Here is a 26,633-nt window from a genome sequence, read left to right as displayed (position 1 = left end):
TCGCCGATGGTAGTGTGGGGTTTCCCCATGTGAGAGTAGGTCATCGTCAAGATTAAATTCCGAAACCCCATTTGCGAGAGCAGATGGGGTTTTGTTTTGGGCGGTCGGAAAGTGCGAAGAAGCGCCTCGGGAGGGGCTTCAGTGCTAAAGTCCACGCCCATTGCGTGAAACAGGATCTCCGCTCGAAGCGCTAGCAGTACTTTGGGTGGGTCCAGGGGTAACCAAGGGTCGTTTTAGTGTTCTCGCAAGGCCTGTGAGTGGGCCTGCTGGACTTTATGGTGGGGGTTGAGGGGGATCGCACTATCTCGCTCTCTGGGGGCTGTCGCGGCCTCAGGGCGCTTTTCTGCAGACGAAAAAAAAGACCTTGAAATTCAAGGTCTTTCTTTAAGATGGTGCCCCGAGGGAGACTCGAACTCCCACTCCTTTCGAAAACGGATTTTGAATCCGCCGCGTCTACCAATTCCGCCATCAGGGCTCAATGGCGGCGAAGTATAGAGATGAGATTACCGTTGGTCAATCACGTTTCATGGTCTATTTTCACTATTTCCGCTAGACTTCCCGGCCCTGCTAGACGAACCCCATCATGCGCGTTGCTGACTTTACTTTTGAACTCCCTGATTCGCTGATTGCTCGCCACCCTTTGGCCGAGCGTCGCGCCAGTCGACTGCTGACCCTGGACGGGGCCAGCGGCACCCTCGCACACCGTCAATTCACTGATTTGCTTGAGCATTTGCATCCGGGCGATCTGATGGTGTTCAACAATACCCGGGTCATCCCGGCACGGCTGTTTGGCCAGAAAGCATCCGGCGGCAAGCTGGAAATTCTGGTGGAGCGAGTGTTGGACAGCCATCGTGTGCTGGCCCATGTACGCTCCAGCAAGTCGCCGAAACCGGGTTCGAGCATCCTCATCGAGGGTGGCGGTGAAGCCGAGATGGTGGCGCGTCATGATGCGCTGTTCGAACTCCGGTTCGCCGAAGAGGTTTTGCCGTTGCTGGAGCGCGTCGGTCATATGCCATTGCCTCCTTATATCGACCGCCCCGACGAAGACTCGGACCGTGAGCGCTATCAAACGGTCTATTCCCAGCGCCTCGGTGCGGTTGCCGCTCCGACTGCCGGGCTGCATTTTGACCAGTTGCTGCTGGATGCGATTGCCGCCAAGGGCGTCGAGACAGCCTATGTGACCCTGCACGTGGGGGCCGGCACGTTTCAGCCGGTGCGTGTGGATAACATTGAAGACCACCATATGCACAGCGAATGGCTGGAAGTCAGCCAGGACGTCGTGGACGCAGTTAGCGCCTGCAAGGCGCGCGGCGGGCGGGTGGTTGCGGTGGGCACCACCAGCGTGCGCTCCCTTGAGAGCGCGGCGCGTGATGGCGTGCTCAAACCATTCAGTGGCGACACCGATATCTTTATTTACCCAGGCCGGCCGTTCCATGTGGTCGACTGCCTGGTGACCAACTTCCATTTGCCGGAGTCCACGCTATTGATGCTGGTGTCGGCCTTCGCGGGTTATCCCGAAACAATGGCGGCGTACAAAGCAGCCATCGACAATGGATACCGTTTTTTCAGCTACGGTGATGCGATGTTTATCACCCGTAATCCGGCGCCGCGCGGCCCAGAGGAACAACTATGAGTCGTATGTCGTTTGAATTGCTCGCCACCGACGGCAAGGCCCGTCGCGGCCGCCTGACGTTTCCGCGCGGTACGGTAGAGACCCCGGCATTCATGCCCGTGGGCACCTACGGCACCGTCAAAGGCATGCTGCCGCGTGACATCGTCGCCACCGGCGCCGAGATCATCCTCGGCAACACCTTCCACCTGTGGCTGCGTCCAGGCACTGAAGTGATCAAGAAGCATGGCGACCTGCATGATTTCATGAAGTGGCAAGGCCCGATCCTCACGGACTCGGGTGGTTTCCAGGTGTTCAGCCTGGGTGCCATGCGCAAGATCAAGGAGGAGGGCGTGACCTTCGCCTCTCCGGTGGACGGTTCCAAGGTATTCATGGGCCCGGAAGAGTCCATGCAGGTGCAACGCGACCTGGGTTCGGACATCGTGATGATTTTCGACGAGTGCACGCCGTACCCGGCCGATGAAGACGTCGCGCGGATTTCCATGGAGCTGTCCCTGCGTTGGGCCCAGCGTTCGAAGAATGCCCATGGCGACAACACCGCGGCGCTGTTCGGTATCGTCCAGGGCGGCATGCATGAAAGCCTGCGCAAACGCTCGCTGGAAGGCCTCGACAAGATCGGTTTTGACGGCCTGGCCATCGGCGGTTTGTCGGTGGGCGAACCCAAGCACGAGATGATCAAGGTACTGGACTACCTGCCAGGCCTGATGCCCGCTGACAAACCTCGTTACCTTATGGGCGTTGGCAAACCCGAAGATCTCGTAGAGGGTGTGCGCCGCGGTGTGGACATGTTCGATTGCGTGATGCCAACCCGTAATGCCCGCAATGGGCATCTGTTCATCGATACAGGCGTGCTCAAGATCCGTAACGCGTTCCATCGCCATGATGATTCGCCGCTGGATCCCACCTGTGATTGCTACACCTGCCAGAACTTCTCCCGTGCTTATCTGCACCATCTGGACAAATGCGGGGAAATGCTGGGTAGCATGTTGAATACCATCCACAATTTGCGTCACTACCAAGTCCTGATGGCTGGTTTGCGCGAGGCTATTCAACAGGGTACATTGGCCGCCTTCGTCGATGCCTTCTATGCCAAGCGCGGGCTCCCTGTGCCGCCCTTGGACTGAGTTTTCCGACCCTAAGATTCACTATTTGCAACTGGAGTGCTAAATGAGCTTTTTTATCTCTAACGCCATGGCTGACGCCGCTGCGCCTGCTGCTGCCGGCCCTATGGGCGGTGGTTTCGAGTGGATTTTCCTGGTCGGCTTCCTGGTCATCTTCTACCTGATGATCTGGCGTCCACAGGCCAAGCGTGCCAAAGAGCAGAAGAACCTGCTGGGCAGCCTGCAGAAAGGCGACGAAGTCGTGACCACCGGCGGTATCGCGGGCAAGATCACCAAGGTTTCCGATGCTTTCGTGGTTCTGGAAGTCTCCGACACCGTGGAAATGAAGTTCCAGAAGGGCGCCATCGCCGCCACGCTGCCAAAAGGCACGCTCAAAGCGATCTAAGTTCCAACCTTTACCAATCGACGGGGCGCGCAAGGCGCCCCGCGTTATAAGCGGGCGGCGTGATGCTGAACAAATACCCTCTGTGGAAATACGTACTGATCCTGGCGGTGCTGGCGATCGGTTTTATTTATTCCGCTCCCAATCTTTACCCTGATGACCCGGCGATCCAGATCACTGGCGCCAGCACGTCGCTGCAGGTCAACCAGGCTGACCTGGAGCGCGCGAGCAAGGCACTGGCCGACGCGGGTATCCAGGTTAAAGCGGCAACATTGGCAGCTGGTGCGAAGGGCGGGTTGTTGCGCCTGACCAAGCAAGAAGACCAATTGCCGGCAAAAGATGTCGTACGCAAGGCCATGGGTGACGACTACGTCGTTGCGCTGAACCTGGCACAGACCACCCCACAGTGGTTGCGCAGCATTGGCGCGCACCCGATGAAGCTGGGTCTGGACTTGTCCGGCGGTGTGCACTTCCTGCTGGAAGTCGACATGGACAAAGCCCTCGACGCACGCCTGAAGGTCTATGAAGGCGACGTGAAGAGCCTGCTGCGCAAAGAGAAGTTGCGTTATCGCAGCCTGCCGCAGCTCAACGGTGCCATCCAGCTGGGCTTCTCTGACGAAGCTTCCCGTGAACAGGCCCGTGCGCTGATCCGCAAGAACTTCAATGATTTCGACATCGTACCGGCCGACCTGAATGGTCAGGCGGTACTGCGTCTGGCGATGAGCCCGGCCAAAATCGCGGAAATCCGCGAATACTCCATCAAGCAGAACTTGACCACGGTACGTAACCGCGTCAACGAGCTGGGTGTGGCCGAGCCGATTGTTCAGCGTCAGGGCGCCAACCGCATCGTGGTTGAGCTGCCGGGCGTGCAGGACACCGCTGAAGCCAAGCGCATCCTGGGTAAAACCGCCAACCTGGAGTTCCGTCTCGCGGCTGAGCCGGGTGCTTCCCGTGCAACTTCCGAAGAGTTCGAGTTCCGTGAAGGCAATCGTCCTCCGGCGCTGATCGAGCGTGGCTTGATCATCACCGGTGACCAGGTGACCGACGCCAAGGCCGGTTTCGGCGAGCACGGTACCCCTGAAGTGAACATCCGCCTGGATGGCCACGGCGGCGAACTGATGAGCCGCGCCACGCGTAGCAACGTTGGTCGCAGCATGGCGGTGATCTTCATCGAGCAGCGCCCGGTGACCACCTACACCAAGCAAATGGTCAACGGCGTCGAGAAAGACGTACCGGTGCAGACCTTCAAGGAAGAGAAGAAGATCATCAGCCTGGCGACCATCCAGTCGCCGCTGGGTGCTCAATTCCGCATCACCGGCCTGAACGGCCAGGGCGAATCCTCGGAGCTGGCCCTGTTGCTGCGTGCCGGTGGCCTGGCTGCGCCGATGTACTTCGCTGAAGAACGTACCATCGGTCCGAGCCTGGGTGCCGACAACATCACCAAGGGTATCGACGCGGCCTTGTGGGGCATGCTGTTCGTGTCGCTGTTCATCATCGCCATCTACCGCTTCTTTGGCATCATTGCCACCGTGGCCCTGGCGGGCAACATGGTGATGCTGCTGGCCCTGATGTCGCTGCTGGGCGCCACGCTGACCCTGCCAGGTATCGCCGGTATCGTACTCACCATGGGTATGGCGGTAGATGCCAACGTGCTGATCTTCTCGCGGATTCGTGAAGAGATCGCCGCCGGCATGACCGTACAGCGAGCAATCAACGAAGGCTTCGGCCGGGCATTTACCGCGATTCTCGACTCCAACCTGACCACATTGCTGGTTGGCGGGATCCTCTTTGCCATGGGCACCGGCCCGGTCAAAGGTTTTGCGGTAACCATGTCCCTCGGTATCTTTACCTCGATGTTCACGGCCATCATGGTGACCCGCGCAATGGTCAACCTGATCTTTGGCGGGCGTGACTTCAAGAAGTTGTGGATTTAAGGGGCTGCCATGTTACGTACAATCAACTTCATGGGCGTTCGCAACATTGCGTTCGGCGTCACCGTGCTCCTTACCGTTCTGGCGTTGTTCAGCTGGTTCCATAAGGGCCTGAACTACGGTCTGGACTTCACCGGCGGTACGCTCATCGAGCTGACCTACGAGAAGCCTGCCGACGTCACCCTGGTGCGCAGTGAGCTGGTCAAGGCCGGCTATCACGAAGCCATCGTGCAGAGCTTCGGTGCGACCACCGACCTGCTGGTGCGCATGCCTGGCGAAGACCCGCAACTGGGTCACCAGGTAGCCGAGGCCTTGCAGAAGGTGGGTGGCGACAACCCGGCGTCGGTCAAGCGCGTCGAGTTCGTGGGCCCGCAAGTGGGTGAAGAGCTGCGCGACCAGGGCGGCCTCGGCATGCTGATGGCGCTGGTCGGCATCATGATCTACCTGGCTTTCCGCTTTCAGTGGAAGTTCGGTGTCGGCGCCATTGTGTCGCTGATCCACGACGTGATCGTGACCGTGGGTATCCTGGCGTACTTCCAGGTCACCTTCGACCTGACCGTGCTGGCGGCCGTGCTGGCGATCATTGGTTACTCCCTCAATGACACCATCGTGGTATTCGACCGGGTCCGCGAGAACTTCCGCGTACTGCGCAAGGCGTCGCTGATCGAGAACATCAACATCTCCACCACCCAGACCCTGTTGCGGACCATGGCGACGTCGATCTCCACCTTGCTGGCGATCGCGGCGCTGATGATCTTCGGCGGCGACAACCTGTGGGGCTTCTCCCTGGCGCTGTTCATCGGCGTCCTGGCGGGCACCTACTCGTCGATCTACATCGCCAACGTGGTGCTGATCTGGCTGAACCTCAACAGCGAAGACCTGATCCCTCCTGCCGCCACTGGCAAGGAGGTCGACGACCGTCCTTGATGGGCGCTTGTTGATCTGCTGTTACGAAAAGGGCGCGAGTATTGAACTCGTGCCTTTTTTTTTGCTCCAAGGCTGGGTATAGCGCGGATCTTTCGGTCCGTTTGTGATGGTCAGGAGGTTCAACGTGAACAAGTCGTTACTGGTTGGTGCGGTATTGGGTGCTGTCGGTGTGACTGCCGGGGGTGCTGTTGCCACCTACAGCCTGGTAAAAAGCGGCCCTGAGTATGCGCAAGTGCTGGCGGTGCAGCCGGTGAAAACCCAGATTAAAACACCTCGCGAAGTCTGCAAGGACGTCGCAGTAACCCGGCAGAAGCCGGTGCAGGATCAACATCAGATCGTCGGTACCGTGGTGGGTGCACTGGCCGGTGGTCTGTTGGGTAACCAGGTCGGTGGCGGTAACGGCAAGAAGCTGGCCACCGTGGCCGGTGCGGTCGGTGGTGGTTACGCCGGTAACAAGGTTCAGGAAGGCATGCAGAACCGCGATACCTATACCACCACCCAGACTCGCTGTAACACCGTCAACGACATCAGTGACAAGGTCGTCGGCTATGACGTGCGTTACACCTTGGATGGCAAGGAAGGTTCGGTGCGCATGGATCGTGATCCGGGCGGCCAGATTCCAGTCGACAAGGAAGGGCGTCTCGTCCTGGGCCAGAACCAGCAGTAAGCCTTTTCTTGTATTTGATTTGTGGTGGTGTTGGTATTTAAGCTCATACCAAACAAATCACAGGCATAAAAAAAGCACCCCGCAGGGTGCTTTTTTATGCTCGCTCGTTTAGCGCTTCAGCGAGGCCGGCAGGTGCGGCTGGATCGCCGTCAGTACGGCCTTGAAGCATTTGGTGTTGCCGGCAACGACGTGGCCTTTTTCCAGGAAGTCATGACCGCCGGTGAAGTCGCTCACCAGGCCGCCGGCCTCTTGGATCAGCAGGGCGCCTGCAGCCATGTCCCACTCGGACAGGCCTGACTCCCAGAACGCATCAAAACGACCGGCAGCCACATAGGCCAGGTCCAGGCTGGCCGCGCCAGCGCGACGGATGCCGGCAGTCTGGCCAACCAGGGCGCGGAACATACCCAGGTAGTTTTCCAGGTTGTCCATCTGGTCGTCACGGAACGGGAAGCCGGTACCCAGCAGGGCGCCGTCCAGGCTGGTGCGACCGCTGACGCGCAGGCGACGACCGTTCAGTTGGGCGCCACGGCCACGGCTGGCGGTGAATTCTTCCTGGCGAACAGGATCGAGTACTACAGCGTGTTCCAAGCGGCCACGGTATTTGCAAGCAATGCTGACGGCAAAGTGGGGGATGCCGCGCAGGAAGTTGGTGGTGCCATCCAGTGGGTCGATGATCCACAGGTAGTCTTCGCCTTCGCCGCTGCCTTTGTGCAGGCCGGTTTCCTCGCCGAGGATGCCGTGGGTAGGGTAGGCCTTGCGCAGCGCGTCGATGATCTTCTGTTCAGCGGCGCGATCCACCTCGGACACATAATCCTTGGCGTCTTTTTCGTCGACCTTGATGGTATCCAGGCGCTCGATGGAGCGGAAGATCAATTCACTGGCGCTGCGGGCGGCGCGCAGCGCGATATTCAGCATGGGCTGCATGGATGTGTCACCTAAGGTTGTTAAAGAAAGCCGAGCATTCTAGCAGAAACTTTCTTCAGGTGAAGGACGACGTTAGCTTTCATGGCATAACCTTAGGCTGTTCTGTAAGATTTGCTCCCCTTTCCCGTGTCCGAGAGCGCCTACCTTGCTGCAAAACATTCGTGTCGTCTTGGTCAATACCAGTCATCCCGGCAATATCGGCGGGGTGGCGCGAGCCATGAAAAACATGGGGCTGACGCGCCTGGTGCTGGTCGAGCCGCGCGTGTTCCCGCACCACGAGGCCGATGCCCGCGCATCCGGCGCCAATGACATCCTGGAAAAAGCCCAGGTGGTCGCCACTCTGGAAGACGCCTTGGTCGGCTGCAACCTGGTGCTTGGCACCAGTGCCCGTGACCGCCGCATCCCCTGGCCGCTGCTGGATCCGCGTGAGTGCGGTACCAAGGTGGTGGAAGAGGCGGCCGGCGGTGCTGAAATCGCCCTGGTGTTCGGCCGTGAAGACTCCGGCCTCACCAATGAAGAGCTGCAACGATGTCATTATCACGTGCACATTCCATCAGACCCTGAGTTCAGTTCGCTGAACCTCGGAGCAGCGGTGCAGGTGTTGAGTTACGAAGTGCGCATGGCTTGGCTGGCCGCTGAAGGCCAGCCGAGCAAGGTAGAGAAGGATGAAGTGGCGTCGACCAAGAGTGGCGAGCTGGCCACCATGGACGAGCTGGAGCGGTTCTATGAGCACCTGGAGCAAACCCTAGTGGCCATCGAATTCCTCGATCCGGAAAAGCCTCGACACTTGATGGCGCGCCTGCGCCGCCTGTACGGGCGCAGCTCGGTCAGCCGGGCGGAAATGAATATATTGCGTGGCATTCTCACGGAAACCCAGAAAGCGGCCCGTGGCGAGCTTCTTAAGCGGAAGGATTAAAAATGTTCGAGCGTTTGCGAGAAGATATCCAGAGTGTTTTCCATCGTGATCCGGCGGCGCGCAACGCCTTTGAAGTGCTGACCTGCTACCCGGGCATGCACGCGATCTGGATCCATCGCCTGTCCGGCGCCTTGTGGAATATGGGCTGGAAATGGCTGGCGCGGCTGGTGTCGAACTTCGGCCGCTGGTTGACCGGGATCGAGATTCACCCAGGTGCCAAGGTGGGACGTCGCTTCTTTATCGATCACGGTATGGGCATCGTCATTGGCGAGACTGCCGAGATTGGTGACGACGTGACCCTCTACCAGGGCGTGACATTGGGCGGCACCAGTTGGAACAAGGGTAAGCGCCACCCGACGCTGGAGGATGGCGTGGTGGTGGGCGCGGGTGCCAAGGTGCTTGGTCCGTTCACCGTAGGCGCTGGCGCCAAGGTCGGCTCTAACGCCGTGGTGACCAAGGCCGTGCCGGCCGGTGCCACAGTGGTGGGTATTCCGGGGCGGATCATCGTCAAGCCGGACGTGGGCGATGAGCAGGAGGCTAAGCGCAAGGCCATGGCCGAGAAAATCGGTTTCGATGCCTACGGTGTCAGTGAGGACATGCCCGACCCGGTGGCGCGCGCCATCGGCCAGTTGCTTGACCACCTGCAAGCGGTGGACGGCAAGCTGGACGGTATGTGTGGCGCGCTGAAGGAGTTGGGCAGCAGCTACTGTGCAAAAGACCTGCCTGAGCTGCGCGAAGAGGACTTTGCCGAGATCAAGAGTGAGCCCGCAACCAAGGCTGGCTGAGATCTCGCATTTGCTGCTAGGCCCATGATGGAGGGCGCTTGCCCCCCGATGGCCGTCTGTCAGTCATCCAATATATTGACTGATCCACCGCTATCGGGGGCAAGCTCCCTCCCACATTTGATCTCCATTGGTCTTGATATCGAGCCATCACCCCCGCTGCTGCTGTTCGTCCTCGCCCCATCCTGCTATGATTCGCGCGCCCTTTTTACGGGTAATCCTGACTAAAGTACTAGGTCTTATAGTTGACTTAAATACTCGGGAATCGCATACTTGCTCCCATTCTGAAACACCTTGGTACTTGTCCATGAGACTGACTACAAAAGGCCGATACGCGGTGACCGCCATGCTTGACTTGGCCTTGCACGCGCAAACTGGGCCGGTGTCCCTGGCCGATATCTCCGAGCGCCAAGGCATTTCCCTGTCCTACCTTGAGCAACTGTTCGCCAAGTTGCGCCGCAGCAATCTGGTCTCCAGTGTGCGTGGGCCGGGCGGCGGCTATCAGCTGTCCCGCGACATGCAGGGCATCCAGGTGGCCCAGGTGATCGACGCGGTCAACGAATCCGTCGACGCGACCAAGTGCCAGGGCCTGGGTGACTGCCACGCCGGCGATACCTGCCTGACGCACCACTTGTGGTGTGACTTGAGCCTGCAGATCCATGAGTTTTTGAGTGGTATCAGCTTGGCTGATCTTGTGACTCGCCGTGAGGTGCAAGAAGTAGCCCAGCGTCAGGACCAGCGCCGTTGCAACACCAAGGCGCCGCGTCTGGACAAGATCGAAGCGTCCGCCGTCGAGTGACAGCCGAAGAGCTAACGGCACGCCAGCCAGCCTGATTTAGGAGAAAGTCCATGAAATTGCCGATTTACCTTGATTACTCAGCGACCACCCCGGTTGATCCGCGTGTCGCGCAAAAGATGAGCGAGTGCCTGCTGGTCGACGGAAACTTCGGCAACCCGGCCTCCCGTTCCCACGTTTTCGGCTGGAAAGCCGAGGAAGCGGTCGAGAACGCTCGTCGCCAGGTTGCTGACCTGGTTGGCGCCGATCCGCGTGAAATCGTCTGGACCTCCGGTGCCACCGAGTCCGACAACCTGGCTATCAAGGGCGCGGCGCATTTCTACGCGACCAAAGGCAAGCACCTGATCACCACCAAGATTGAGCACAAGGCTGTCCTCGACACCATGCGCCAACTGGAGCGTGAAGGTTTCGAGGTCACTTACCTCGAGCCAACCACCGACGGTATCGTCACCCCGGCGATGATCGAAGCCGCGCTGCGTGAAGACACCATTCTGGTTTCCGTGATCCACGTGAACAACGAAATCGGCACCATCAACGACATCGCGGCCATCGGCGAGCTGACTCGCTCCAAAGGCATCCTGCTGCACGTCGACGCCGCTCAGTCCACCGGCAAGGTCGACATCGACCTGTCCAAGCTGAAAGTCGACCTGATGTCGTTTTCGGCCCACAAGACCTACGGCCCCAAAGGCATCGGCGCCCTGTACGTGAGCCGCAAACCACGCGTGCGCATCGAAGCCACCATGCACGGCGGCGGTCACGAGCGCGGCATGCGTTCGGGCACCCTGGCGACCCACCAGATCGTCGGCATGGGCGAAGCCTTCCGCGTCGCCAAGGAAGACATGGCAGCCGAAAACGTACGTATCAAGGCCTTGAGCGATCGCTTCTACAAGCAGGTCGAGAACCTTGAAGAGCTGTACATCAACGGCAGCATGACTGCCCGTGTACCGCACAACCTGAATTTGAGCTTCAACTATGTCGAAGGCGAGTCGCTGATCATGGCGCTCAAGGACCTGGCGGTTTCGTCCGGTTCGGCCTGCACCTCGGCTTCGCTTGAGCCTTCGTACGTACTGCGCGCCCTGGGCCGCAACGACGAACTGGCTCACAGCTCCATCCGCTTTACGTTCGGCCGTTTCACCACCGAAGAGCAAGTCGACTACGCCGCGCAGAAGGTCTGCGAAGCCGTCAACAAGCTGCGCGTCCTGTCGCCGCTGTGGGACATGTACAAAGACGGTGTCGATATTTCCAAGATCGAGTGGGCGGCACACTAACTATAGAAGCCGCCACCCCAGCTCTGTAGGAACGTGGCGGAAAACGCAGGCGTTTCTACAGGGTTCCAGAGCGGCCCTGATGAGTGAGGATTCAGTACCATGGCTTACAGCGAAAAGGTCATCGACCACTACGAAAACCCGCGCAACGTCGGCAAGATGAACGCGGAAGATCCTGATGTCGGCACCGGCATGGTCGGCGCTCCGGCGTGCGGCGATGTGATGCGCCTGCAGATCAAGGTCAACGACGCCGGCGTTATCGAAGACGCCAAGTTCAAGACTTACGGTTGCGGTTCGGCCATCGCCTCCAGCTCCCTGGCGACCGAATGGATGAAAGGCAAGACCCTGGATGAGGCTGTGACTATCAGCAATACCCAGCTGGCCGAAGAACTGGCCCTGCCGCCAGTGAAAATCCACTGCTCCGTGCTCGCTGAAGACGCCATCAAGGCGGCCGTTCGCGACTACAAGCAGAAGAAAGGCTTGATCTAAGCATTTGGCGACGAGTAAGGAGTCAACGATGGCTATCAGCATGACAGAAGCGGCTGCGCGGCACGTGCGACGCTCCCTGGATGGGCGCGGTAAAGGTGAGGGGATTCGTCTGGGTGTTCGCACCACGGGCTGCTCCGGCCTTGCCTATGTGCTGGAGTTCGTCGACGAGGTGGTCGATGAGGACCAGGTGTTCGAAAGTCACGGCGAGAAAGTGATCATCGACCCTAAAAGCCTGACCTACCTGGACGGCACCGAACTCGATTTCGTGAAGGAAGGGTTGAACGAAGGCTTCAAGTTCAACAACCCCAACGTACGCGGTGAATGTGGCTGCGGCGAAAGCTTCAACATCTGAGGCTATTCGTGGGTACTCCTTGTCATTTCGCTTTATTCGAGCTGCAGCCGAGTTTTCGGCTGGATCTCGAGCAGCTTGCCACGCGCTACCGAGAATTGGCGCGTGGGGTGCATCCGGACCGTTTTGCTGACGCCTCCGAGCGTGAGCAACGCCTGGCGCTGGAGCAGTCGGCCAGCCTCAACGAAGCCTATCAGACGCTCAAGAGCCCTCCTAAACGCGCGCGTTACTTGCTCGCGATGAACGGTGGCGAGTTGCCGCTGGAAGTGACCGTGCACGACCCGGACTTCCTGATGCAGCAGATGCAATGGCGTGAAGAACTCGAAGACCTGCAGGACGAAGCCGATGTGGCGGGTGTCGCGGTCTTCAAGCGTCGTCTGAAAGTTGCCCAGGATGAGCTCAACGAAAGCTTCGCAGCCTGTTGGGACGATGCAGCGCAACGTGAACAGGCCGAGCGCCTGATGCGGCGCATGCAGTTCCTCGACAAGCTCACCTACGAAGTGCGCCAGCTGGAAGAGCGCCTCGACGATTAACCCAGTGTGCTGCCCGTGATGCGCGCCTGATAGACAGATAAGACCTGATTACCATGGCTCTACTGCAAATCGCCGAACCCGGCCAAAGCCCTCAGCCGCACCAGCGTCGCCTGGCGGTGGGGATTGACCTGGGTACCACCAATTCCCTGGTTGCTGCCTTGCGCAGCGGCCTGTCCGAGCCGCTGCCCGATGCCGATGGCCAGGTGATCCTGCCGTCCGCCGTGCGTTATCACGCTGATCGCACCGAAGTCGGTGAGTCAGCCAGGTTGGCGGCGTCTACCGATCCTTTGAACACCGTGCTGTCGGTCAAGCGCTTGATGGGCCGTGGTCTGTCCGACGTCAAGCAATTGGGCGACCAGTTGCCGTACCGCTTTGTCGGTGGCGAATCCCATATGCCGTTCATCGACACCGTCCAGGGCCCGAAAAGCCCGGTGGAAGTGTCGGCGGATATCCTCAAGGTGCTGCGCCAGCGCGCGGAAACCACGTTGGGTGGCGAACTGGTCGGCGCGGTGATCACCGTCCCGGCGTATTTCGATGATGCCCAGCGCCAGGCCACCAAGGACGCGGCGAAACTCGCCGGCCTGAACGTGTTGCGCCTGCTCAACGAGCCGACCGCTGCGGCCGTGGCCTATGGCCTGGACCAGCATGCCGAAGGCTTGGTCGCTATTTACGACCTGGGTGGTGGCACTTTTGATATTTCGATCCTGCGCCTGACTGGCGGCGTGTTCGAAGTACTGGCTACCGGTGGCGATACAGCGCTGGGTGGCGATGACTTCGACCACGCCATCGCGGGTTGGATCATCAGCAGCGCCGGCTTGTCCGCTGACCTGGATCCGGGCGAGCAGCGTAACTTGCTGCAAACGGCCTGTGCCGCTAAAGAGGCGCTGACTGACGCTGCTTCTGTTGACGTTTCCTACGGCAGTTGGTGCGCCAAGCTGACTCGCGAAGCCTTCGATTTGTTGATCGAACCGATGATCGCCCGCAGCCTGAAAGCATGCCGTCGAGCCGTGCGTGACTCCGGCATCGAGTTGGAAGACGTCGGTGCCGTGGTCATGGTCGGCGGTTCAACCCGTGTGCCGCGGGTTCGCGAAGCCGTTGCCGAAGCCTTTGGTCGCCAGCCGCTGACGGAAATCGACCCGGACCAGGTGGTCGCCATCGGCGCCGCCATCCAGGCCGATACCCTGGCCGGCAACAAGCGTGATGGCGGCGAATTGCTGTTGCTCGACGTCATCCCGCTGTCCCTGGGGCTGGAGACCATGGGTGGCCTGATGGAGAAGGTGATTCCGCGCAACACCACCATCCCCGTCGCGCGCGCCCAGGACTTCACCACCTACAAAGATGGCCAGACGGCCATGATGATTCATGTACTGCAAGGTGAGCGCGAGCTGATCAGCGACTGCCGCTCCCTGGCCCGCTTTGAATTGCGCGGCATCCCGGCCATGGTCGCGGGTGCGGCGAAGATTCGCGTGACCTTCCAGGTCGACGCCGACGGCCTGCTCAGCGTCGCCGCGCGCGAACTGGCGTCCGGCGTTGAAGCCAGCATCCAGGTCAAGCCGTCCTACGGCCTGACTGACGGTGAAATCGCCAAGATGCTCAAGGATTCGTTCCAATACGCCGGCGACGACAAGGTCGCGCGCGTACTGCGCGAGCAACAAGTGGATGCCCAGCGCCTGCTCGAAGCGGTGCAGGGCGCCCTGGATGCCGACGGCGAGCGGCTGCTGGATGCCGAAGAGCGCATGGTCATCGACCTGCAGATGCAGGAACTGGCCGAACTGATGAAAGGCAACGATGGTTACGCCATCGAGCAACAGACCAAGCGCTTGTCGCAGGTCACTGACGCCTTTGCCGCCCGCCGCATGGATCAGACGGTGAAAGCCGCACTGGCCGGGCGCAACCTGAATGAAATCGAGGAATAATTAATGCCGCAGGTCATTTTTCTGCCACACGCCGAGCATTGCCCGGACGGTATGGTTGTTGAGGCTGAGACCGGCAAGTCCATCCTCGAAGTTGCCCATGACAACCACATCGAGATCGAAAGTGCCTGTGGTGGTGTGTGTGCCTGCACCACTTGCCACTGCATCATTCGCGAAGGCTTCAATAGCCTGGAAGAGGCCGATGAGTTGGAAGAGGATTTTCTTGATCGCGCCTGGGGCCTGGAAGCCACTTCTCGCCTAAGCTGTCAGGCCAGGGTCGGGACTGAAGACATTACCGTCGAAATTCCGAAATATTCGCTCAACCATGCGGCCGAAGCGCCGCACTGATTCAAGGAAGTGGCATGAGTCTTAAATGGGTTGATGTGCAAGAGATCGCTATCCTGTTGGCCGACGGCAACCCGGATATGGATCCCTATTCCCTGAATTTTGTTGCTTTGCGTGACATGGTCATGGCCTTGCCAGGCTTTGATGATGAGCGCGATCGCGGCGGCGAAAAGGTTCTGGAAGCTATCCAGACTGCCTGGAAAGAAGAACAGGACTGACGCCTCCCTTACGCAGTTAGGCAATACCCAAGAACCCGCGTATAATTCGCGGGTTTAATTTTTCGTAAATTACCGTTTCTGGAGTTACACCATGGCTGTTCAACGTACTTTCTCCATCATCAAGCCTGACGCTGTTGCAAAAAACGTCATCGGCGAGATCACCACTCGTTTCGAAAAAGCCGGCCTGAAGGTTGTAGCTTCGAAACTCAAGCAACTGTCCAAGGCTGAAGCTGAAGGCTTCTACGCTGAGCACAGCGCTCGTGGCTTCTTCGGCGACCTGGTTGCCTTCATGATCTCCGGTCCTGTTGTTGTTCAGGTTCTGGAAGGCGAAAACGCCATCGCTCTGAACCGTGAGCTGATGGGCGCTACCAACCCTAAAGAAGCCGCTGCCGGCACCATCCGTGCTGACTTCGCTGACTCCATCGACGCCAACGCTGTACACGGTTCGGACTCCGAAGCCGCTGCTGCTCGCGAAATCTCGTACTTCTTCGCAGCTACCGAAGTAACCACTCGCTAAGCATCGGCTTAAAGAGTGAGGGTGAATCCATGACGACATCGACTGTAAAAACCAACCTGCTGGGTCTGACTCAACAGGAAATGGAAAAATTCTTCGACTCAATCGGGGAGAAGCGTTTCCGTGCCGGTCAGGTAATGAAATGGATTCACCACTTTGGCGTCGACGATTTCGACGCCATGACGAACGTCAGCAAGGCCCTGCGCGACAAGCTCAAGGCTATTGCTGAAGTACGTGGCCCCGAAGTGGTCAGCGAGGACATCTCCAGCGACGGCACCCGTAAGTGGGTGGTGCGCGTAGCGTCCGGCAGCTGCGTCGAGACCGTGTACATTCCCCAGGGCAAGCGCGGCACCTTGTGCGTTTCGTCCCAGGCAGGCTGTGCCCTGGACTGCAGTTTCTGCTCCACCGGCAAGCAAGGCTTCAATAGCAACCTCACTGCCGCCGAAGTGATCGGCCAGGTGTGGATTGCCAACAAATCCTTTGGCAGCGTCCCGGCGACCGTCGACCGTGCCATCACCAACGTGGTGATGATGGGCATGGGTGAGCCGCTGCTGAACTTCGACAACGTCATCGCAGCCATGCACCTTATGATGGACGACCTGGGCTACGGCATCTCCAAGCGCCGTGTGACCCTGTCGACCTCCGGCGTGGTCCCGATGATCGATGAGCTGGCCAAGCACATCGACGTCTCCCTGGCGTTGTCGCTGCATGCACCCAATGACGCATTGCGTAACCAATTGGTGCCGATCAACAAGAAGTATCCGCTTAAGATGCTGCTCGAATCCTGCCAGCGTTATATGGCGACCTTGGGCGAGAAGCGTGTGCTGACCATTGAGTACACCATGCTCAAGGATGTTAACGACAAGGTCGAACACGCGGTCGAGATGATTGAACTGCTCAAGAACACCCCGTGCAAGATCAACCTGATTCCGTTTAACCCGTTTCCACATTCTGGTTACGAGCGGCCAAGCAACAACGCCATTCGCCGTTTCCAGGATCAACTGCACCAGGCCGGCTACAACGTCACCGTGCGCACCACCCGTGGTGAAGACATCGACGCCGCCTGTGGTCAATTGGTCGGGCAGGTGATGGACCGTACCCGCCGCAGCGAGCGCTATATCGCCGTGCGTGAATTGAACGCCGCCGACGATCTGCCGCAAATTGCTGTGAATCGAATCTGAGAGAGGATCTCTATGCCCTTGCGCCTTGCGCTGCTTTTGCTGGTTACCGGCCTCGCCGCCGGTTGTGTTTCATCGGGCCATGACAGCCCTTTGCAAACCGGCAAGGGCCGTGACGAGGCGCGGGTTGCCTATGTGCAACTGGGGTTGGGTTACCTGCGACAAGGCATGAGCGAGCAGGCCAAGGTGCCGTTGAAAAAAGCCCTTGAACTGGACAGCGACGATGCCGACGCCAACGCTGCGCTGGCCCTGGTGTTCCACGCCCAGGCCGAGCCTGAACTGGCTGACCGGTACTTCAACAAAGCCCTGGCCGCACGGCCTGCCGATCCGAAACTGCTGAACAATTACGGCAGTTTCCTGTTCAAGCAAAAGCGTTATGAGCAGGCCGCCCTTTATTTCCAGCAAGCCAGTACCGATACCCTCTATCCTGAGCGCGCACGGGTGTTCGAGAACCTTGGGGTAACCTCGATGCGCCTCGGCCAGCGCGACAGCGCACGCCAGCAGCTGGAAAAAGCCCTGCACTTGAACGGCCATCAGCCACGAGCGCTGCTCGAAATGGCTGAGTTGTCCTACGAAGACAGGCATTATGTGCCGGCACGTGACTATTACGAGCGTTTTAGCCTGCTCAGCGGGCAAAATGCACGTAGTCTATTGCTCGGCGTGCGCCTGGCGACGGTTCATGAAGAACACGACACGGCCGCACGTTTTGGCCAGCAACTCGAACGACTCTATCCCGGTACGCCGGAATATCAGCAATACCTGTCGGAGCAATGATGAAAGCGGCGCACCCGGAAGTTGTAGCAGCTAATCGCGTAAACCCAGGCGACACCTTGCGTCAGGCCCGCGAAAGCAATGGTTGGTCGCTGGCGGAAGTGGCCCTCAAGCTCAATTTGACCACCACCTCCCTGGGCAACCTTGAGGCCGGCGCATTCGACAAGCTGCCTGGGCATACCTTCGCCCGTGGCTATATCCGCGCCTACGCCAAGTTGCTGGGCATCGACCAGGCCGTGTTGGTCCAGGAGTTCGACCAGTTCACCGGCACCGACTCCCAGGGCAGCAACGTGCATGGCCTGGGGCGCATCGAAGAACCGGTGCGGGTTTCCCACACAATCCTGCGTATTGTCAGCCTGTTGCTGCTGATCGCCGTGATCGGCGGCGGTTTCGTCTGGTGGCAAGACCAGACGTCCCAGCGCAGTAAGGACCTGACCAGCAACGCCATGGAGCACGTCGAAGTCGAAAGCGCCGACGGCACCACCCAGATTCATCCGCTGGATGAGCCGGAAGACCAGGCCGTAGCCCAAGGCCAGGCTGCCCCCGAAACCCCGGCCGCCGCTGAACCGTCCGAGCCGGAAAGTGCCCCGACCGCCGCCGTACCGACCCCAGTGACACCGACCGCGCCAACTCACACGCCCGCGGCTCCGGTTGCCCAGGCTCATACACCGGCTGCTCCGGCCCCGGCGCCAGCGAGTACTACGGCGCCAACCGCTCCGGCAGCCCCGGCGATTTCACCACCCACCACCCCTGCGTTGATCGCCGGTGACGGGCGTGTACAAATTACCTTCGTCGCTGACTGCTGGACGCAAGTCACCGATGGCAACGGCAAAGTGCTGGTCAGTGGTCTCAAGCGTAAGGGCGATACGCTCGACCTGGGCGGCAAGCCTCCTTTGACGCTGCGTCTGGGCTTCGCCCGTGGCGCGCAAGTGGCCTACAACGGCCAGCCTGTAGACGTAGCGCCGTTCACCACTGGCGAGACCGCTCGCCTGAAGTTGGGACAATAGTCATGCACGGCGAATCTCCAATCAAACGTCGCGTATCGCGCAAGATCTGGGTCGGCTCGGTGCCGGTGGGTGGCGACGCCCCCATCGCGGTACAGAGCATGACCAACAGCGACACCAATGACGTTGCCGCTACCGTTGCCCAGATCAATCGCCTGGAAGCGGCCGGGGTAGACATCGTTCGGGTATCCGTCCCGGACATGGACGCTGCCGAGGCGTTCGGTCGCATCAAGCAGCTGGTCAAGGTGCCGCTGGTGGCCGACATTCACTTCGACTACAAGATCGCCCTGCGCGTGGCCGAGTTGGGTGTCGATTGCCTGCGTATCAACCCGGGCAACATCGGTCGTGAAGACCGTGTGCGCGCTGTGGTGGACGCTGCTCGTGATCGCGGGATCCCGATCCGCATCGGCGTCAACGCCGGTTCCCTGGAAAAAGACCTGCAAAAGAAGTACGGCGAGCCGACCCCGGCAGCGCTGGTCGAGTCTGCACTGCGTCACGTTGAACACCTCGAACGCCTGAACTTCCAGGACTTCAAGGTCAGCGTAAAGGCCTCCGACGTGTTCATGGCGGTGGAAGCCTACCGCCTGCTGGCCAAGGAAATCGTGCAGCCGTTGCACCTGGGGATCACCGAAGCCGGCGGTTTGCGCTCAGGCACAGTGAAATCTGCGGTGGGTCTCGGTATGCTGCTCGCCGAAGGGATTGGCGATACTATCCGCATCTCGTTGGCGGCAGACCCGGTAGAGGAAGTGAAAGTCGGCTACGACATTCTCAAATCCCTGCGTTTGCGTTCACGCGGTATCAACTTCATTGCCTGCCCGAGTTGCTCGCGGCAGAACTTCGACGTGGTGAAAACCATGAACGACCTTGAGTTGCGCCTCGAAGACCTGCTGGTGCCGCTGGATGTTGCAGTGATCGGTTGTGTGGTCAACGGCCCGGGTGAAGCCAAGGAAGCCCATGTGGGCTTGACCGGCGGTACACCGAACCTGATTTACATCGACGGTAAGCCGTCGCAGAAGTTAACGAATGACAATCTGGTGGATGAGCTGGAAAAGCTGATCCGCGAGAAAGCGGCCGAAAAGGTCGCGGCTGACGCAGCGCTGATCGCTCGCGGCTGATTGGACGAATTTAAGGATTTGATGTGAGCAAGTCTCTGCAAGCCATTCGTGGCATGAACGACATCCTGCCGGAGCAAACGCCGCTGTGGCGCTACTTCGAGGGGACTGTCGCGCGCCTGCTGGATAACTACGGTTACAAGCAGATCCGCATGCCGATCGTCGAGTTCACCGAGCTGTTCAAGCGCTCCATCGGTGAAGTGACCGACATCGTCGAAAAAGAGATGTACACCTTTGAAGACCGTAACGGCGACTCCCTGACCTTGCGTCCGGAAGGTACCGCCGCGTGCGTGCGCGCCGTGCTTGAGCATGGCCTCACCGGTGCTGGCCAGCCGCAGAAACTGTGGTACATCGGCCCGATGTTCCGTCACGAACGTCCACAGAAAGGCCGTTATCGCCAGTTTCATCAGATCGGCCTGGAAGTGTTCAACATCGACGGCCCGGACATCGACGCGGAGCTGATCGTGCTGACGTGGCGCCTATGGGGCCTGCTGGGCATCCGCGACGCGGTCAAGCTTGAGCTCAACAGCTTGGGCACCAGTGAATCCCGCGGCCGCTATAAAGTGGCCCTGGTCGAGTACCTGTCCGCCCACCTGGACAAGTTGGATGAAGACAGCCAGCGTCGTTTGAAGACCAACCCGTTGCGCGTCCTCGATACCAAGAACGCCGACACCCAGGCCGTGCTGGTCAATGCACCGAAAATGGCCGATTACCTGGACGACGAATCCCGCATTCACTTCGAAGGCCTCAAGGCTCGTCTGGACGCGGCCGGCATTCCGTTCGTGATCAATACCAAGCTGGTGCGTGGCCTCGATTACTACAGCAAGACCGTGTTCGAGTGGGTCACCGACAAGCTCGGCGCCCAGGGTACCGTGTGTGCGGGTGGCCGTTACGACGGCCTGGTCGAGCAGATGGGCGGCAAGCCGACCACCGGCGTGGGCTTCGCCATGGGGATCGAGCGGCTGATCCTGCTGCTGGAAACGCTGGAGAAGGTTCCGGAAGAAATCTCCCGTCAGGTGGACGTGTACCTGTGCGCCTTTGGCGAGGCCGCCGAACTGGCTGCCCTGGCCCTGAGCGAAAAAGTACGTGACCAGTTGCCCAACCTGCGCCTTCAGGTCAATGCCGGCGCAGGCAGCTTCAAGAGCCAGTTCAAGAAGGCCGACAGGAGCGGTGCGCTGTACGCACTGATCCTTGGCGATGACGAGTTGGCCCAGCAAGTGATAGGTTTCAAACCCCTGCGTGGCCAGGGCGAGCAACAGAACATTGCCTTTGATGCGCTCGCTGCGCATTTGGCCACCTGCGTCGTGCAGGGTTGAAGCTGTCGAACAGCCGAATTTAGCGATTAAGGAGTATTGGGGTGTCGAGTACTGATGATGAGCAGTTGGCCGAGTTCAAGGACTGGTGGCAGCGTAACGGCAAGCCCCTGGTTACTGGCGGTCTGCTGGCTTTAGTGGTGGTGTTCGGCTGGCAAGCCTGGACAAAGTATCAGGCCAACCAGTCCCAGGGCGCCTCGATCGTTTATCAGCAATTGCTGGAAACCACCCTGACGCCGGACGGCAAGCCCAACCCCGCGCAGGTTGCAGACCTGGCCGGCAAGCTGAAGAACGAATTCGGCGGCAGCACCTACGCCCAATACGGCAGCCTGTTCGTCGCGAAAGTCGCGGTCGATACCGGCAAGCTGGATGACGCCGCCGCAGAACTCAAGGCCATCGCCGACAAGCCGACCAACCCGACCCTGGGTGAAATCGCGCGTCAGCGCCTGGCCCAGGTATTGGCGGCACAGAACAAGGCTGACGAAGCACTCAAACTGCTCGACGGCGATGCGGACAAGGCATTTGTAGCCACTCGCGAAGAGCTCAAGGGCGACCTGTTGGTCCAATTGGGTCGTACCGACGAAGCCAATGCTGCGTACAAGAAAGCCAAGGCGGCGCTGTCTGATGAAGCGGCGGTCGGTGGCTTACAAATCAAGCTGGACGACTTGGCCAAAGGGGATGCATGACGTGATCCGTTGGAAACATGCAGCATTGCTGGCTCTGGCCGTTCTGGCCGCGGGTTGCAGCAGCAACAGTAAAAAAGAACTGCCTCCGGCCGAGCTGACCAGCTTCAAGGAAGAAGTCGTCCTGCAAAAGCAATGGAGCCGCTCCATCGGTGACGGCCAGGGCGAGACCTACAACATGCTGGTGCCGGCAATCGACGGTGACAACATTGTGGCCGCTGACGTAACCGGCGTGGTGATCTCCATGGATCGCATGAACGGCGACGTGAAGTGGAAGAAAGACCTCGAATTGCCTGTATCCGGCGCTGTAGGCGTGGGTTACGGCATGGTCATGCTCGGCACGCTCAAGGGCGAAGTCGTGGCGCTGGACTCCAGCACCGGTGAAGAGAAATGGCGCGCTCGCGTGACCAGTGAAGTCCTCGCACCGCCTGCCACCAACGGCGATATCGTCGTGGTGCAAACCCAGGATGACCGTGTGATCGGCCTGGACGCCAGCACCGGCGAACAGCGTTGGTTGTACGACAGCACCCCGGCGGTGCTGACCTTGCGCGGTACCAGTGGTCCGGTTGTGACCAACAATCTGGCCGTTGCAGGCCTGTCGACCGGTAAAGTGGTCGCCTTGGACACCAGGAACGGCGTGCCGGCCTGGGAAACCCGTGTGGCCATCCCACAAGGTCGTTCCGAGCTGGATCGCGTAGTGGACATCGACGGTGGCTTGCTGCTGTCGGGTGAAACCCTCTACGTCGCCACTTACCAGGGCCGTGTTGCCGCGCTGGACCTGCAGAGCGGCCGTGTCAACTGGCAGCGTGATGCTTCCAGTTATGCGGGTGTCGCCCAAGGGTTTGGCAGCGTCTACGTAAGCCTGTCGTCCGGCACCGTTGAAAGTGTCGACGAGCGTTCCACCACTGCACTGTGGAGCAACGACTCCCTGGTCCGTCGTCAACTGTCGGCCCCGGAAGTGTTCTCCAGCTACGTAGCGGTCGGCGACTTCGAAGGCTACCTGCACCTGCTGAGCCAAGTGGATGGTCGTTTTGTAGGTCGTGAGCGTATCGACAGCGATGGCCTGCGTGCCCGTCCGCTGGTCGTGGGTAACATGCTTTATGTGTTTGGCAACAGCGGCAAGCTGGAAGCCCTGACCATCAAGTAAAGGTTTGACTATGCTTGGGGTAAAACCCAGGCGGCCCCGCTTCGGCGGGGCATGCGGCATTTGAATATGCTGCCCCGAGCACCAGCCGCTGCCTTGCAGCGGCTTTTGTATTTTCTGAAATAACGAAGTGGAGAGCCGCATGGTTCCCGTAATCGCCCTGGTGGGCCGACCTAACGTCGGCAAGTCCACCTTGTTCAACCGCCTGACCAGGACTCGTGACGCCATCGTCGGCGACTTGTCCGGTCTGACCCGTGATCGCCAATACGGTGAGGCAAAGTGGCAAGGGCGCTCCTACATTATTGTCGACACCGGTGGTATCTCCGGTGATGAGCATGGCATGGACGAAAAGATGGCCGAGCAGTCGCTGCTGGCCATTGAAGAAGCCGATGTCGTGTTGTTCCTGGTGGACGCCCGCGCGGGCTACACCGCTGCCGACCAGATGATTGGCGAGCACCTGCGCAAGCGCAACAAGCGTTCCTATCTGGTCGCCAACAAGATCGACAACATCGACCCTGAGGCGGCCCGTGCCGAATTCAGCCCGATGGGTCTTGGCGACGCGATCCCGGTCGCCGGTGCCCACGGTCGCGGCATCACCCAGATGCTGGAAATCGCCCTGCGCGACTTCCCCAAGGATGACGTCGAGGAAGAAGAAGGCGAAGAAGAGATCGTTGCCGAAGGCGAGGAAGCCAAGCGCATTCCCGGCCCAAGCGAAAAAGACGGTATCAAGATTGCAATCATCGGCCGCCCGAACGTGGGCAAGTCGACCCTCGTCAACCGCATGCTCGGTGAAGACCGGGTAATCGTCTACGACCAGCCCGGCACCACCCGCGACAGCATCTACATCCCGTTCGAGCGTAACGACGAGAAGTACACGCTGATCGACACCGCCGGTGTGCGCAAGCGCGGCAAGATCCACGAGGAAGTTGAAAAGTTCTCCGTGGTGAAAACCCTGCAGGCGATCAAAGACGCCAACGTGGTGATCTTCGTGATGGACGCCCGCGAAGGCGTGGTGGACCACGACCTCAACCTGCTGGGCTTTGCCCTCGAAGCCGGTCGGGCGCTGGTTATCGCGATCAACAAGTGGGACGGCATGACGCCGAGCGAGCGCGATTTCGTCAAGATCGAGCTGCAGCGCCGCCTGTTCTTCGTCGAGTTCGCCGATATCCACTTTATCTCGGCCCTGCACGGCACGGGTGTGGGCAACCTCTACGCCTCCGTACAGAACTCGTTCAAGTCCGCCGTGACCCGCTGGCCGACCAACCGTCTGACCCAGATCCTCGAAGACGCCGTTGGCGAGCACGCACCGCCGATGGTCAACAACCGCCGGATCAAACTGCGTTACGCCCACTTGGGTGGTGCCAACCCGCCGATTATCGTGATCCACGGTAACCAGATCGAGAAGGTGCCCAAGTCCTACGTGCGTTATCTGGAAAACACCTACCGCCGTGTCCTGAAACTGGTTGGTACGCCGATCCGTATCGAGTTCAAGGGGGGCGAGAACCCGTACGAAGGCAACAAGAACACACTGACTGACCGCCAGGTGAACAAGAAGCGTCGTTTGATGACTCACCACAAGAAGGCCGACAAGAAGCGTCGCGACAAGAAATAGCAGCCGCTTCACGTTGTAAGTTACAGGCTGCAAGAGAGGGCTCCTTTGGAGCCCTTTTTTGTGCCTGGCGGTTTGTCGCTTGACCTGCTTGCAGCTTGCAGCTTAAAACTTGCAGCTCACCCGAAGGGGGCTCCCATGATCACCAGCAAGCTGCCAAATGTCGGCACGACCATTTTCACCACCATGTCGCAACTCGCTGCCGAAACCGGCGCGCTCAACCTGTCCCAGGGGTTTCCCGACTTCAATGGGCCTCAGGCTTTGCTCGATGCCGTGGGCAAACATGTTGCCAGCGGGCACAACCAATATTCACCGATGACCGGCCTGCCGGCCTTGCGCCAGCAAGTGGCGACCAAGATCGCCCGCAGCTATGGCGCCACGGTGAATGCCGACAGTGAAGTGACCATCACCCCTGGCGCCACCGCCGCGATCTTCTGCGCGATCCAGGCGGTGATTCGCACTGGCGATGAGGTCATTGTGTTCGACCCCTGCTACGACAGCTATGAGCCCTCGGTCGAACTGGCCGGTGGCCGCTGCGTGCATGTGCAACTGAGCCTGCAAGGCTTTGCATTGGACTTCGAGAAGATCAAGGCCGCGCTGTCGCCACGTACGCGCATGATCATCCTCAATACCCCGCACAACCCAACCGGCGCGCTGATCAGCCACGCCGAGCTGGACCAGTTGGCCGAACTGATCCGCGACCGCGATATCTACCTGGTCAGCGACGAGGTCTACGAACACCTGGTATTCGACGGCGTGCCCCACGTCAGCGTGCTGGCCCATGAAGAGCTGTACCCGCGTGCGTTCGTGGTCAGCTCCTTTGGCAAGACCTACCACGTCACCGGCTGGAAAACCGGCTACGTGGTCGCGCCACCGGCCCTGACGGCCGAACTGCGCAAGGTGCATCAATACGTCAATTTCTGTGGTGTGACCCCGTTGCAGTTCGCGTTGGCCGATTTCATGGCTGAACACCCGGAGCACGTCGATGAACTGCCGGGGTTCTACCAGGCCAAGCGCGACCTGTTCTGCGACCTGCTGGCACCGTCGAGTTTCAGTTTTAGCCGAGTGGCCGGCACCTACTTCCAGTTGGTCGATTACTCACAAATACGCCCGGACCTGGATGACGTCGCCATGTCCCTGTGGATGACCCGCGAGCATGGTGTGGCGACCATCCCGGTCTCGGTGTTCTACCAGAGCCCACCGCAAGGCCAGCGCCTGGTGCGCCTGTGTTTTGCCAAACGCGAGGAGACGCTGCGGCAAGCGGCTGAAAAACTATGCGTGATCTGACGGCATTGCCTGACTTGAATATCGCCCTGGTCCAGACCACCCTGGCCTGGCACGACCGCCAGGCCAACCTCGAGCATTTCGAGGGGCTGCTGGAGCAGGCCCGCGGCGCCGACCTGATCGTACTGCCGGAAATGTTCACCACCGGTTTCTCCATGGCGTCGCAAACCCTCGCCGAGCCGGAAAACGGCCCGACCCATCAGTGGCTCCAGGCCCAGGCTGCGAAGTACAACGCCGTGATCACCGGCAGCGTGATTATCCAGGCCGCTGATGGCAGCCACCGCAACCGCCTGTTGTGGGCGCGGCCGGATGGCGAGGTGTTGCACTACGACAAGCGTCATCTGTTTCGTATGGCCGGTGAGCACAATCACTACACCCCCGGCGAGCGCCAGGTGCAGTTCGAATTGAAAGGCTGGCGTGTTCGGCCGCTGATTTGCTACGACCTGCGCTTCCCGGTGTGGAGTCGGGATGCCCACGACACTGACTTGCTGCTCTACACCGCCAATTGGCCGGGGGCGCGGCGCCAGCACTGGAACCGCTTGTTGCCGGCGCGGGCTATCGAGAACCTGTGCTACGTAGCGGCGGTGAATCGAGTGGGCACCGACGGCAAGGGCTTTGCCTACAGCGGTGATAGCCAGGTGCTGGATTTCCAGGGCGAGAGCCTGCTGAGTGCGGGGGAGGCCGATGGCGTGTTCCAGGTGTGCCTGGGTGCAGCTGAACTGGCGACGTATCGCACCAGGTTTCCGGCGAACCTGGATGCCGATAGCTTTCAGTTTGTCTGACAGGCCGTTATCGGGGGCAACCCAAATCTGAAACTCAATAAAAAAGGCCCC

The 26,633-nt window shown here is 59.8% G+C and carries 28 protein-coding genes and 1 tRNA gene; 27 read left to right on the top strand and 2 right to left on the bottom strand.

Going from position 1 to position 26,633, the window contains the following annotated elements; translation table 11 throughout:
- Positions 1-390 precede the first annotated feature (390 nt).
- Positions 391-475: transfer RNA gene (locus AC07OT_RS09270), tRNA-Leu, on the bottom strand.
- A 108-nt stretch (positions 476-583) separates the two neighbouring features.
- Between AC07OT_RS09270 and queA the strand changes: the two genes are divergently transcribed.
- The 6 genes from queA to AC07OT_RS09240 all read left to right on the top strand — a co-directional run bounded on the left by queA (position 584) and on the right by AC07OT_RS09240 (position 6,658).
- Positions 584-1,633, top strand: a complete 1,050-nt coding sequence (gene queA / locus AC07OT_RS09265) for a tRNA preQ1(34) S-adenosylmethionine ribosyltransferase-isomerase QueA (protein ID WP_495107927.1) — start codon at positions 584-586, stop codon at positions 1,631-1,633.
- Between the two features lie 5 nt (positions 1,634-1,638).
- On the top strand, positions 1,639-2,754 hold the full coding sequence (gene tgt / locus AC07OT_RS09260) for a tRNA guanosine(34) transglycosylase Tgt (RefSeq protein WP_003175976.1): 1,116 nt from the start codon (positions 1,639-1,641) through the stop codon (positions 2,752-2,754).
- A 43-nt stretch (positions 2,755-2,797) separates the two neighbouring features.
- On the top strand, positions 2,798-3,136 hold the full coding sequence (yajC, locus tag AC07OT_RS09255) for a preprotein translocase subunit YajC (protein WP_003175975.1): 339 nt from the start codon (positions 2,798-2,800) through the stop codon (positions 3,134-3,136).
- A 62-nt stretch (positions 3,137-3,198) separates the two neighbouring features.
- Complete coding sequence (secD, locus tag AC07OT_RS09250; protein ID WP_027605408.1) at positions 3,199-5,067, top strand: protein translocase subunit SecD; 1,869 nt, start codon at positions 3,199-3,201, stop codon at positions 5,065-5,067.
- A 9-nt stretch (positions 5,068-5,076) separates the two neighbouring features.
- On the top strand, positions 5,077-5,991 hold the full coding sequence (secF, locus tag AC07OT_RS09245) for a protein translocase subunit SecF (protein WP_495100469.1): 915 nt from the start codon (positions 5,077-5,079) through the stop codon (positions 5,989-5,991).
- A gap of 124 nt (positions 5,992-6,115) precedes the next feature.
- Complete coding sequence (locus AC07OT_RS09240) at positions 6,116-6,658, top strand: glycine zipper 2TM domain-containing protein (protein WP_015885750.1); 543 nt, start codon at positions 6,116-6,118, stop codon at positions 6,656-6,658.
- A 108-nt stretch (positions 6,659-6,766) separates the two neighbouring features.
- On the opposite strand, the gene suhB is transcribed toward AC07OT_RS09240, so the two are convergent.
- The gene (gene suhB, locus AC07OT_RS09235) at positions 6,767-7,582 is read right to left on the bottom strand and encodes a type III secretion system regulator SuhB (RefSeq protein WP_003175971.1); all 816 of its coding nucleotides are present in this window, start codon (positions 7,580-7,582) and stop codon (positions 6,767-6,769) included.
- A 145-nt stretch (positions 7,583-7,727) separates the two neighbouring features.
- Between suhB and trmJ the strand changes: the two genes are divergently transcribed.
- From trmJ to AC07OT_RS09130, 21 genes are all read left to right on the top strand, one after another.
- A complete protein-coding gene (gene trmJ, locus AC07OT_RS09230) occupies positions 7,728-8,498 on the top strand; it encodes a tRNA (cytosine(32)/uridine(32)-2'-O)-methyltransferase TrmJ (RefSeq protein ID WP_003210307.1) in 771 nt (256 codons plus the stop codon).
- Between the two features lie 2 nt (positions 8,499-8,500).
- Positions 8,501-9,283, top strand: coding sequence for a serine O-acetyltransferase (gene cysE / locus AC07OT_RS09225; protein ID WP_092358316.1), 783 nt, complete (start codon positions 8,501-8,503; stop codon positions 9,281-9,283).
- A gap of 304 nt (positions 9,284-9,587) precedes the next feature.
- Positions 9,588-10,079, top strand: coding sequence for a Fe-S cluster assembly transcriptional regulator IscR (gene iscR / locus AC07OT_RS09220; protein ID WP_003194020.1), 492 nt, complete (start codon positions 9,588-9,590; stop codon positions 10,077-10,079).
- 50 nt (positions 10,080-10,129) lie between these two features.
- Entirely contained in the window at positions 10,130-11,344 is a 1,215-nt protein-coding gene (locus AC07OT_RS09215; RefSeq protein ID WP_017530022.1) for an IscS subfamily cysteine desulfurase, read from the top strand.
- A gap of 99 nt (positions 11,345-11,443) precedes the next feature.
- Positions 11,444-11,830 carry a Fe-S cluster assembly scaffold IscU gene (gene iscU / locus AC07OT_RS09210; protein WP_003175965.1) on the top strand — a complete coding sequence of 129 codons (387 nt, stop codon included), beginning with the start codon at positions 11,444-11,446 and terminating at the stop codon, positions 11,828-11,830.
- A 28-nt stretch (positions 11,831-11,858) separates the two neighbouring features.
- Complete coding sequence (iscA, locus tag AC07OT_RS09205) at positions 11,859-12,182, top strand: iron-sulfur cluster assembly protein IscA (protein ID WP_024077295.1); 324 nt, start codon at positions 11,859-11,861, stop codon at positions 12,180-12,182.
- Between the two features lie 8 nt (positions 12,183-12,190).
- On the top strand, positions 12,191-12,712 hold the full coding sequence (gene hscB / locus AC07OT_RS09200; RefSeq protein ID WP_027605413.1) for a co-chaperone HscB: 522 nt from the start codon (positions 12,191-12,193) through the stop codon (positions 12,710-12,712).
- 53 nt (positions 12,713-12,765) lie between these two features.
- A complete protein-coding gene (gene hscA, locus AC07OT_RS09195) occupies positions 12,766-14,628 on the top strand; it encodes a Fe-S protein assembly chaperone HscA (protein ID WP_495100470.1) in 1,863 nt (620 codons plus the stop codon).
- A gap of 3 nt (positions 14,629-14,631) precedes the next feature.
- Complete coding sequence (gene fdx, locus AC07OT_RS09190; protein WP_027605415.1) at positions 14,632-14,973, top strand: ISC system 2Fe-2S type ferredoxin; 342 nt, start codon at positions 14,632-14,634, stop codon at positions 14,971-14,973.
- Positions 14,974-14,987: 14 nt separating this feature from the next.
- Positions 14,988-15,188: a Fe-S cluster assembly protein IscX gene (iscX, locus tag AC07OT_RS09185; protein WP_017846180.1), complete on the top strand. Its 201-nt coding sequence runs from the start codon at positions 14,988-14,990 to the stop codon at positions 15,186-15,188.
- Between the two features lie 91 nt (positions 15,189-15,279).
- On the top strand, positions 15,280-15,705 hold the full coding sequence (gene ndk, locus AC07OT_RS09180; protein ID WP_017846179.1) for a nucleoside-diphosphate kinase: 426 nt from the start codon (positions 15,280-15,282) through the stop codon (positions 15,703-15,705).
- 29 nt (positions 15,706-15,734) lie between these two features.
- A complete protein-coding gene (gene rlmN / locus AC07OT_RS09175; protein ID WP_027605416.1) occupies positions 15,735-16,883 on the top strand; it encodes a dual-specificity RNA methyltransferase RlmN in 1,149 nt (382 codons plus the stop codon).
- 12 nt (positions 16,884-16,895) lie between these two features.
- A complete protein-coding gene (pilW, locus tag AC07OT_RS09170; RefSeq protein WP_115487246.1) occupies positions 16,896-17,654 on the top strand; it encodes a type IV pilus biogenesis/stability protein PilW in 759 nt (252 codons plus the stop codon).
- Positions 17,654-18,658, top strand: coding sequence for a RodZ domain-containing protein (locus tag AC07OT_RS09165; protein ID WP_495107926.1), 1,005 nt, complete (start codon positions 17,654-17,656; stop codon positions 18,656-18,658). Before pilW ends, AC07OT_RS09165 begins: the two co-directional genes overlap by 1 nt.
- Positions 18,659-18,660: 2 nt before the next feature.
- Positions 18,661-19,770, top strand: coding sequence for a flavodoxin-dependent (E)-4-hydroxy-3-methylbut-2-enyl-diphosphate synthase (ispG, locus tag AC07OT_RS09160; RefSeq protein ID WP_003175952.1), 1,110 nt, complete (start codon positions 18,661-18,663; stop codon positions 19,768-19,770).
- A 23-nt stretch (positions 19,771-19,793) separates the two neighbouring features.
- Entirely contained in the window at positions 19,794-21,083 is a 1,290-nt protein-coding gene (gene hisS, locus AC07OT_RS09155) for a histidine--tRNA ligase (protein WP_495107925.1), read from the top strand.
- 41 nt (positions 21,084-21,124) lie between these two features.
- Positions 21,125-21,766 (top strand): YfgM family protein, encoded by a 642-nt coding sequence (locus AC07OT_RS09150; protein WP_495107924.1) that lies wholly within the window; start codon positions 21,125-21,127, stop codon positions 21,764-21,766.
- Positions 21,759-22,910: an outer membrane protein assembly factor BamB gene (gene bamB, locus AC07OT_RS09145; protein ID WP_495107923.1), complete on the top strand. Its 1,152-nt coding sequence runs from the start codon at positions 21,759-21,761 to the stop codon at positions 22,908-22,910. The genes AC07OT_RS09150 and bamB overlap by 8 nt, the downstream gene beginning before the upstream one ends.
- 139 nt (positions 22,911-23,049) lie before the next feature.
- On the top strand, positions 23,050-24,519 hold the full coding sequence (der, locus tag AC07OT_RS09140; RefSeq protein WP_005791167.1) for a ribosome biogenesis GTPase Der: 1,470 nt from the start codon (positions 23,050-23,052) through the stop codon (positions 24,517-24,519).
- A gap of 135 nt (positions 24,520-24,654) precedes the next feature.
- Positions 24,655-25,803, top strand: a complete 1,149-nt coding sequence (locus tag AC07OT_RS09135) for a pyridoxal phosphate-dependent aminotransferase (RefSeq protein ID WP_495107922.1) — start codon at positions 24,655-24,657, stop codon at positions 25,801-25,803.
- On the top strand, positions 25,791-26,582 hold the full coding sequence (locus AC07OT_RS09130) for an amidohydrolase (RefSeq protein ID WP_495107921.1): 792 nt from the start codon (positions 25,791-25,793) through the stop codon (positions 26,580-26,582). Before AC07OT_RS09135 ends, AC07OT_RS09130 begins: the two co-directional genes overlap by 13 nt.
- Positions 26,583-26,633 lie beyond the last annotated feature (51 nt).

This window comes from Pseudomonas sp. GW821-FHT09C10 (assembly GCF_059418085.1).
The sequence above is the reverse complement of the archived record's forward strand: the minus strand, read 5'-3'. Positions and strand labels throughout refer to the sequence as shown.

Excerpts from the sequence above, each read along its gene's own strand:
- queA (WP_495107927.1), top strand. The coding sequence starts at position 584 with ATGCGCGTTGCTGACTTTACTTTTGAACTCCCTGATTCGCTGATTGCT.
- tgt (WP_003175976.1), top strand. The coding sequence starts at position 1,639 with ATGTCGTTTGAATTGCTCGCCACCGACGGCAAGGCCCGTCGCGGCCGC.
- yajC (WP_003175975.1), top strand. The coding sequence starts at position 2,798 with ATGAGCTTTTTTATCTCTAACGCCATGGCTGACGCCGCTGCGCCTGCT.
- secD (WP_027605408.1), top strand. The coding sequence starts at position 3,199 with ATGCTGAACAAATACCCTCTGTGGAAATACGTACTGATCCTGGCGGTG.
- secF (WP_495100469.1), top strand. The coding sequence starts at position 5,077 with ATGTTACGTACAATCAACTTCATGGGCGTTCGCAACATTGCGTTCGGC.
- suhB (WP_003175971.1), bottom strand. The coding sequence starts at position 7,582 with ATGCAGCCCATGCTGAATATCGCGCTGCGCGCCGCCCGCAGCGCCAGT.
- cysE (WP_092358316.1), top strand. The coding sequence starts at position 8,501 with ATGTTCGAGCGTTTGCGAGAAGATATCCAGAGTGTTTTCCATCGTGAT.
- iscR (WP_003194020.1), top strand. The coding sequence starts at position 9,588 with ATGAGACTGACTACAAAAGGCCGATACGCGGTGACCGCCATGCTTGAC.
- AC07OT_RS09215 (WP_017530022.1), top strand. The coding sequence starts at position 10,130 with ATGAAATTGCCGATTTACCTTGATTACTCAGCGACCACCCCGGTTGAT.
- iscU (WP_003175965.1), top strand. The coding sequence starts at position 11,444 with ATGGCTTACAGCGAAAAGGTCATCGACCACTACGAAAACCCGCGCAAC.
- iscA (WP_024077295.1), top strand. The coding sequence starts at position 11,859 with ATGGCTATCAGCATGACAGAAGCGGCTGCGCGGCACGTGCGACGCTCC.
- hscA (WP_495100470.1), top strand. The coding sequence starts at position 12,766 with ATGGCTCTACTGCAAATCGCCGAACCCGGCCAAAGCCCTCAGCCGCAC.
- fdx (WP_027605415.1), top strand. The coding sequence starts at position 14,632 with ATGCCGCAGGTCATTTTTCTGCCACACGCCGAGCATTGCCCGGACGGT.
- iscX (WP_017846180.1), top strand. The coding sequence starts at position 14,988 with ATGAGTCTTAAATGGGTTGATGTGCAAGAGATCGCTATCCTGTTGGCC.
- ndk (WP_017846179.1), top strand. The coding sequence starts at position 15,280 with ATGGCTGTTCAACGTACTTTCTCCATCATCAAGCCTGACGCTGTTGCA.
- rlmN (WP_027605416.1), top strand. The coding sequence starts at position 15,735 with ATGACGACATCGACTGTAAAAACCAACCTGCTGGGTCTGACTCAACAG.
- pilW (WP_115487246.1), top strand. The coding sequence starts at position 16,896 with ATGCCCTTGCGCCTTGCGCTGCTTTTGCTGGTTACCGGCCTCGCCGCC.
- AC07OT_RS09165 (WP_495107926.1), top strand. The coding sequence starts at position 17,654 with ATGAAAGCGGCGCACCCGGAAGTTGTAGCAGCTAATCGCGTAAACCCA.
- ispG (WP_003175952.1), top strand. The coding sequence starts at position 18,661 with ATGCACGGCGAATCTCCAATCAAACGTCGCGTATCGCGCAAGATCTGG.
- bamB (WP_495107923.1), top strand. The coding sequence starts at position 21,759 with ATGCATGACGTGATCCGTTGGAAACATGCAGCATTGCTGGCTCTGGCC.
- der (WP_005791167.1), top strand. The coding sequence starts at position 23,050 with ATGGTTCCCGTAATCGCCCTGGTGGGCCGACCTAACGTCGGCAAGTCC.
- AC07OT_RS09135 (WP_495107922.1), top strand. The coding sequence starts at position 24,655 with ATGATCACCAGCAAGCTGCCAAATGTCGGCACGACCATTTTCACCACC.
- AC07OT_RS09130 (WP_495107921.1), top strand. The coding sequence starts at position 25,791 with ATGCGTGATCTGACGGCATTGCCTGACTTGAATATCGCCCTGGTCCAG.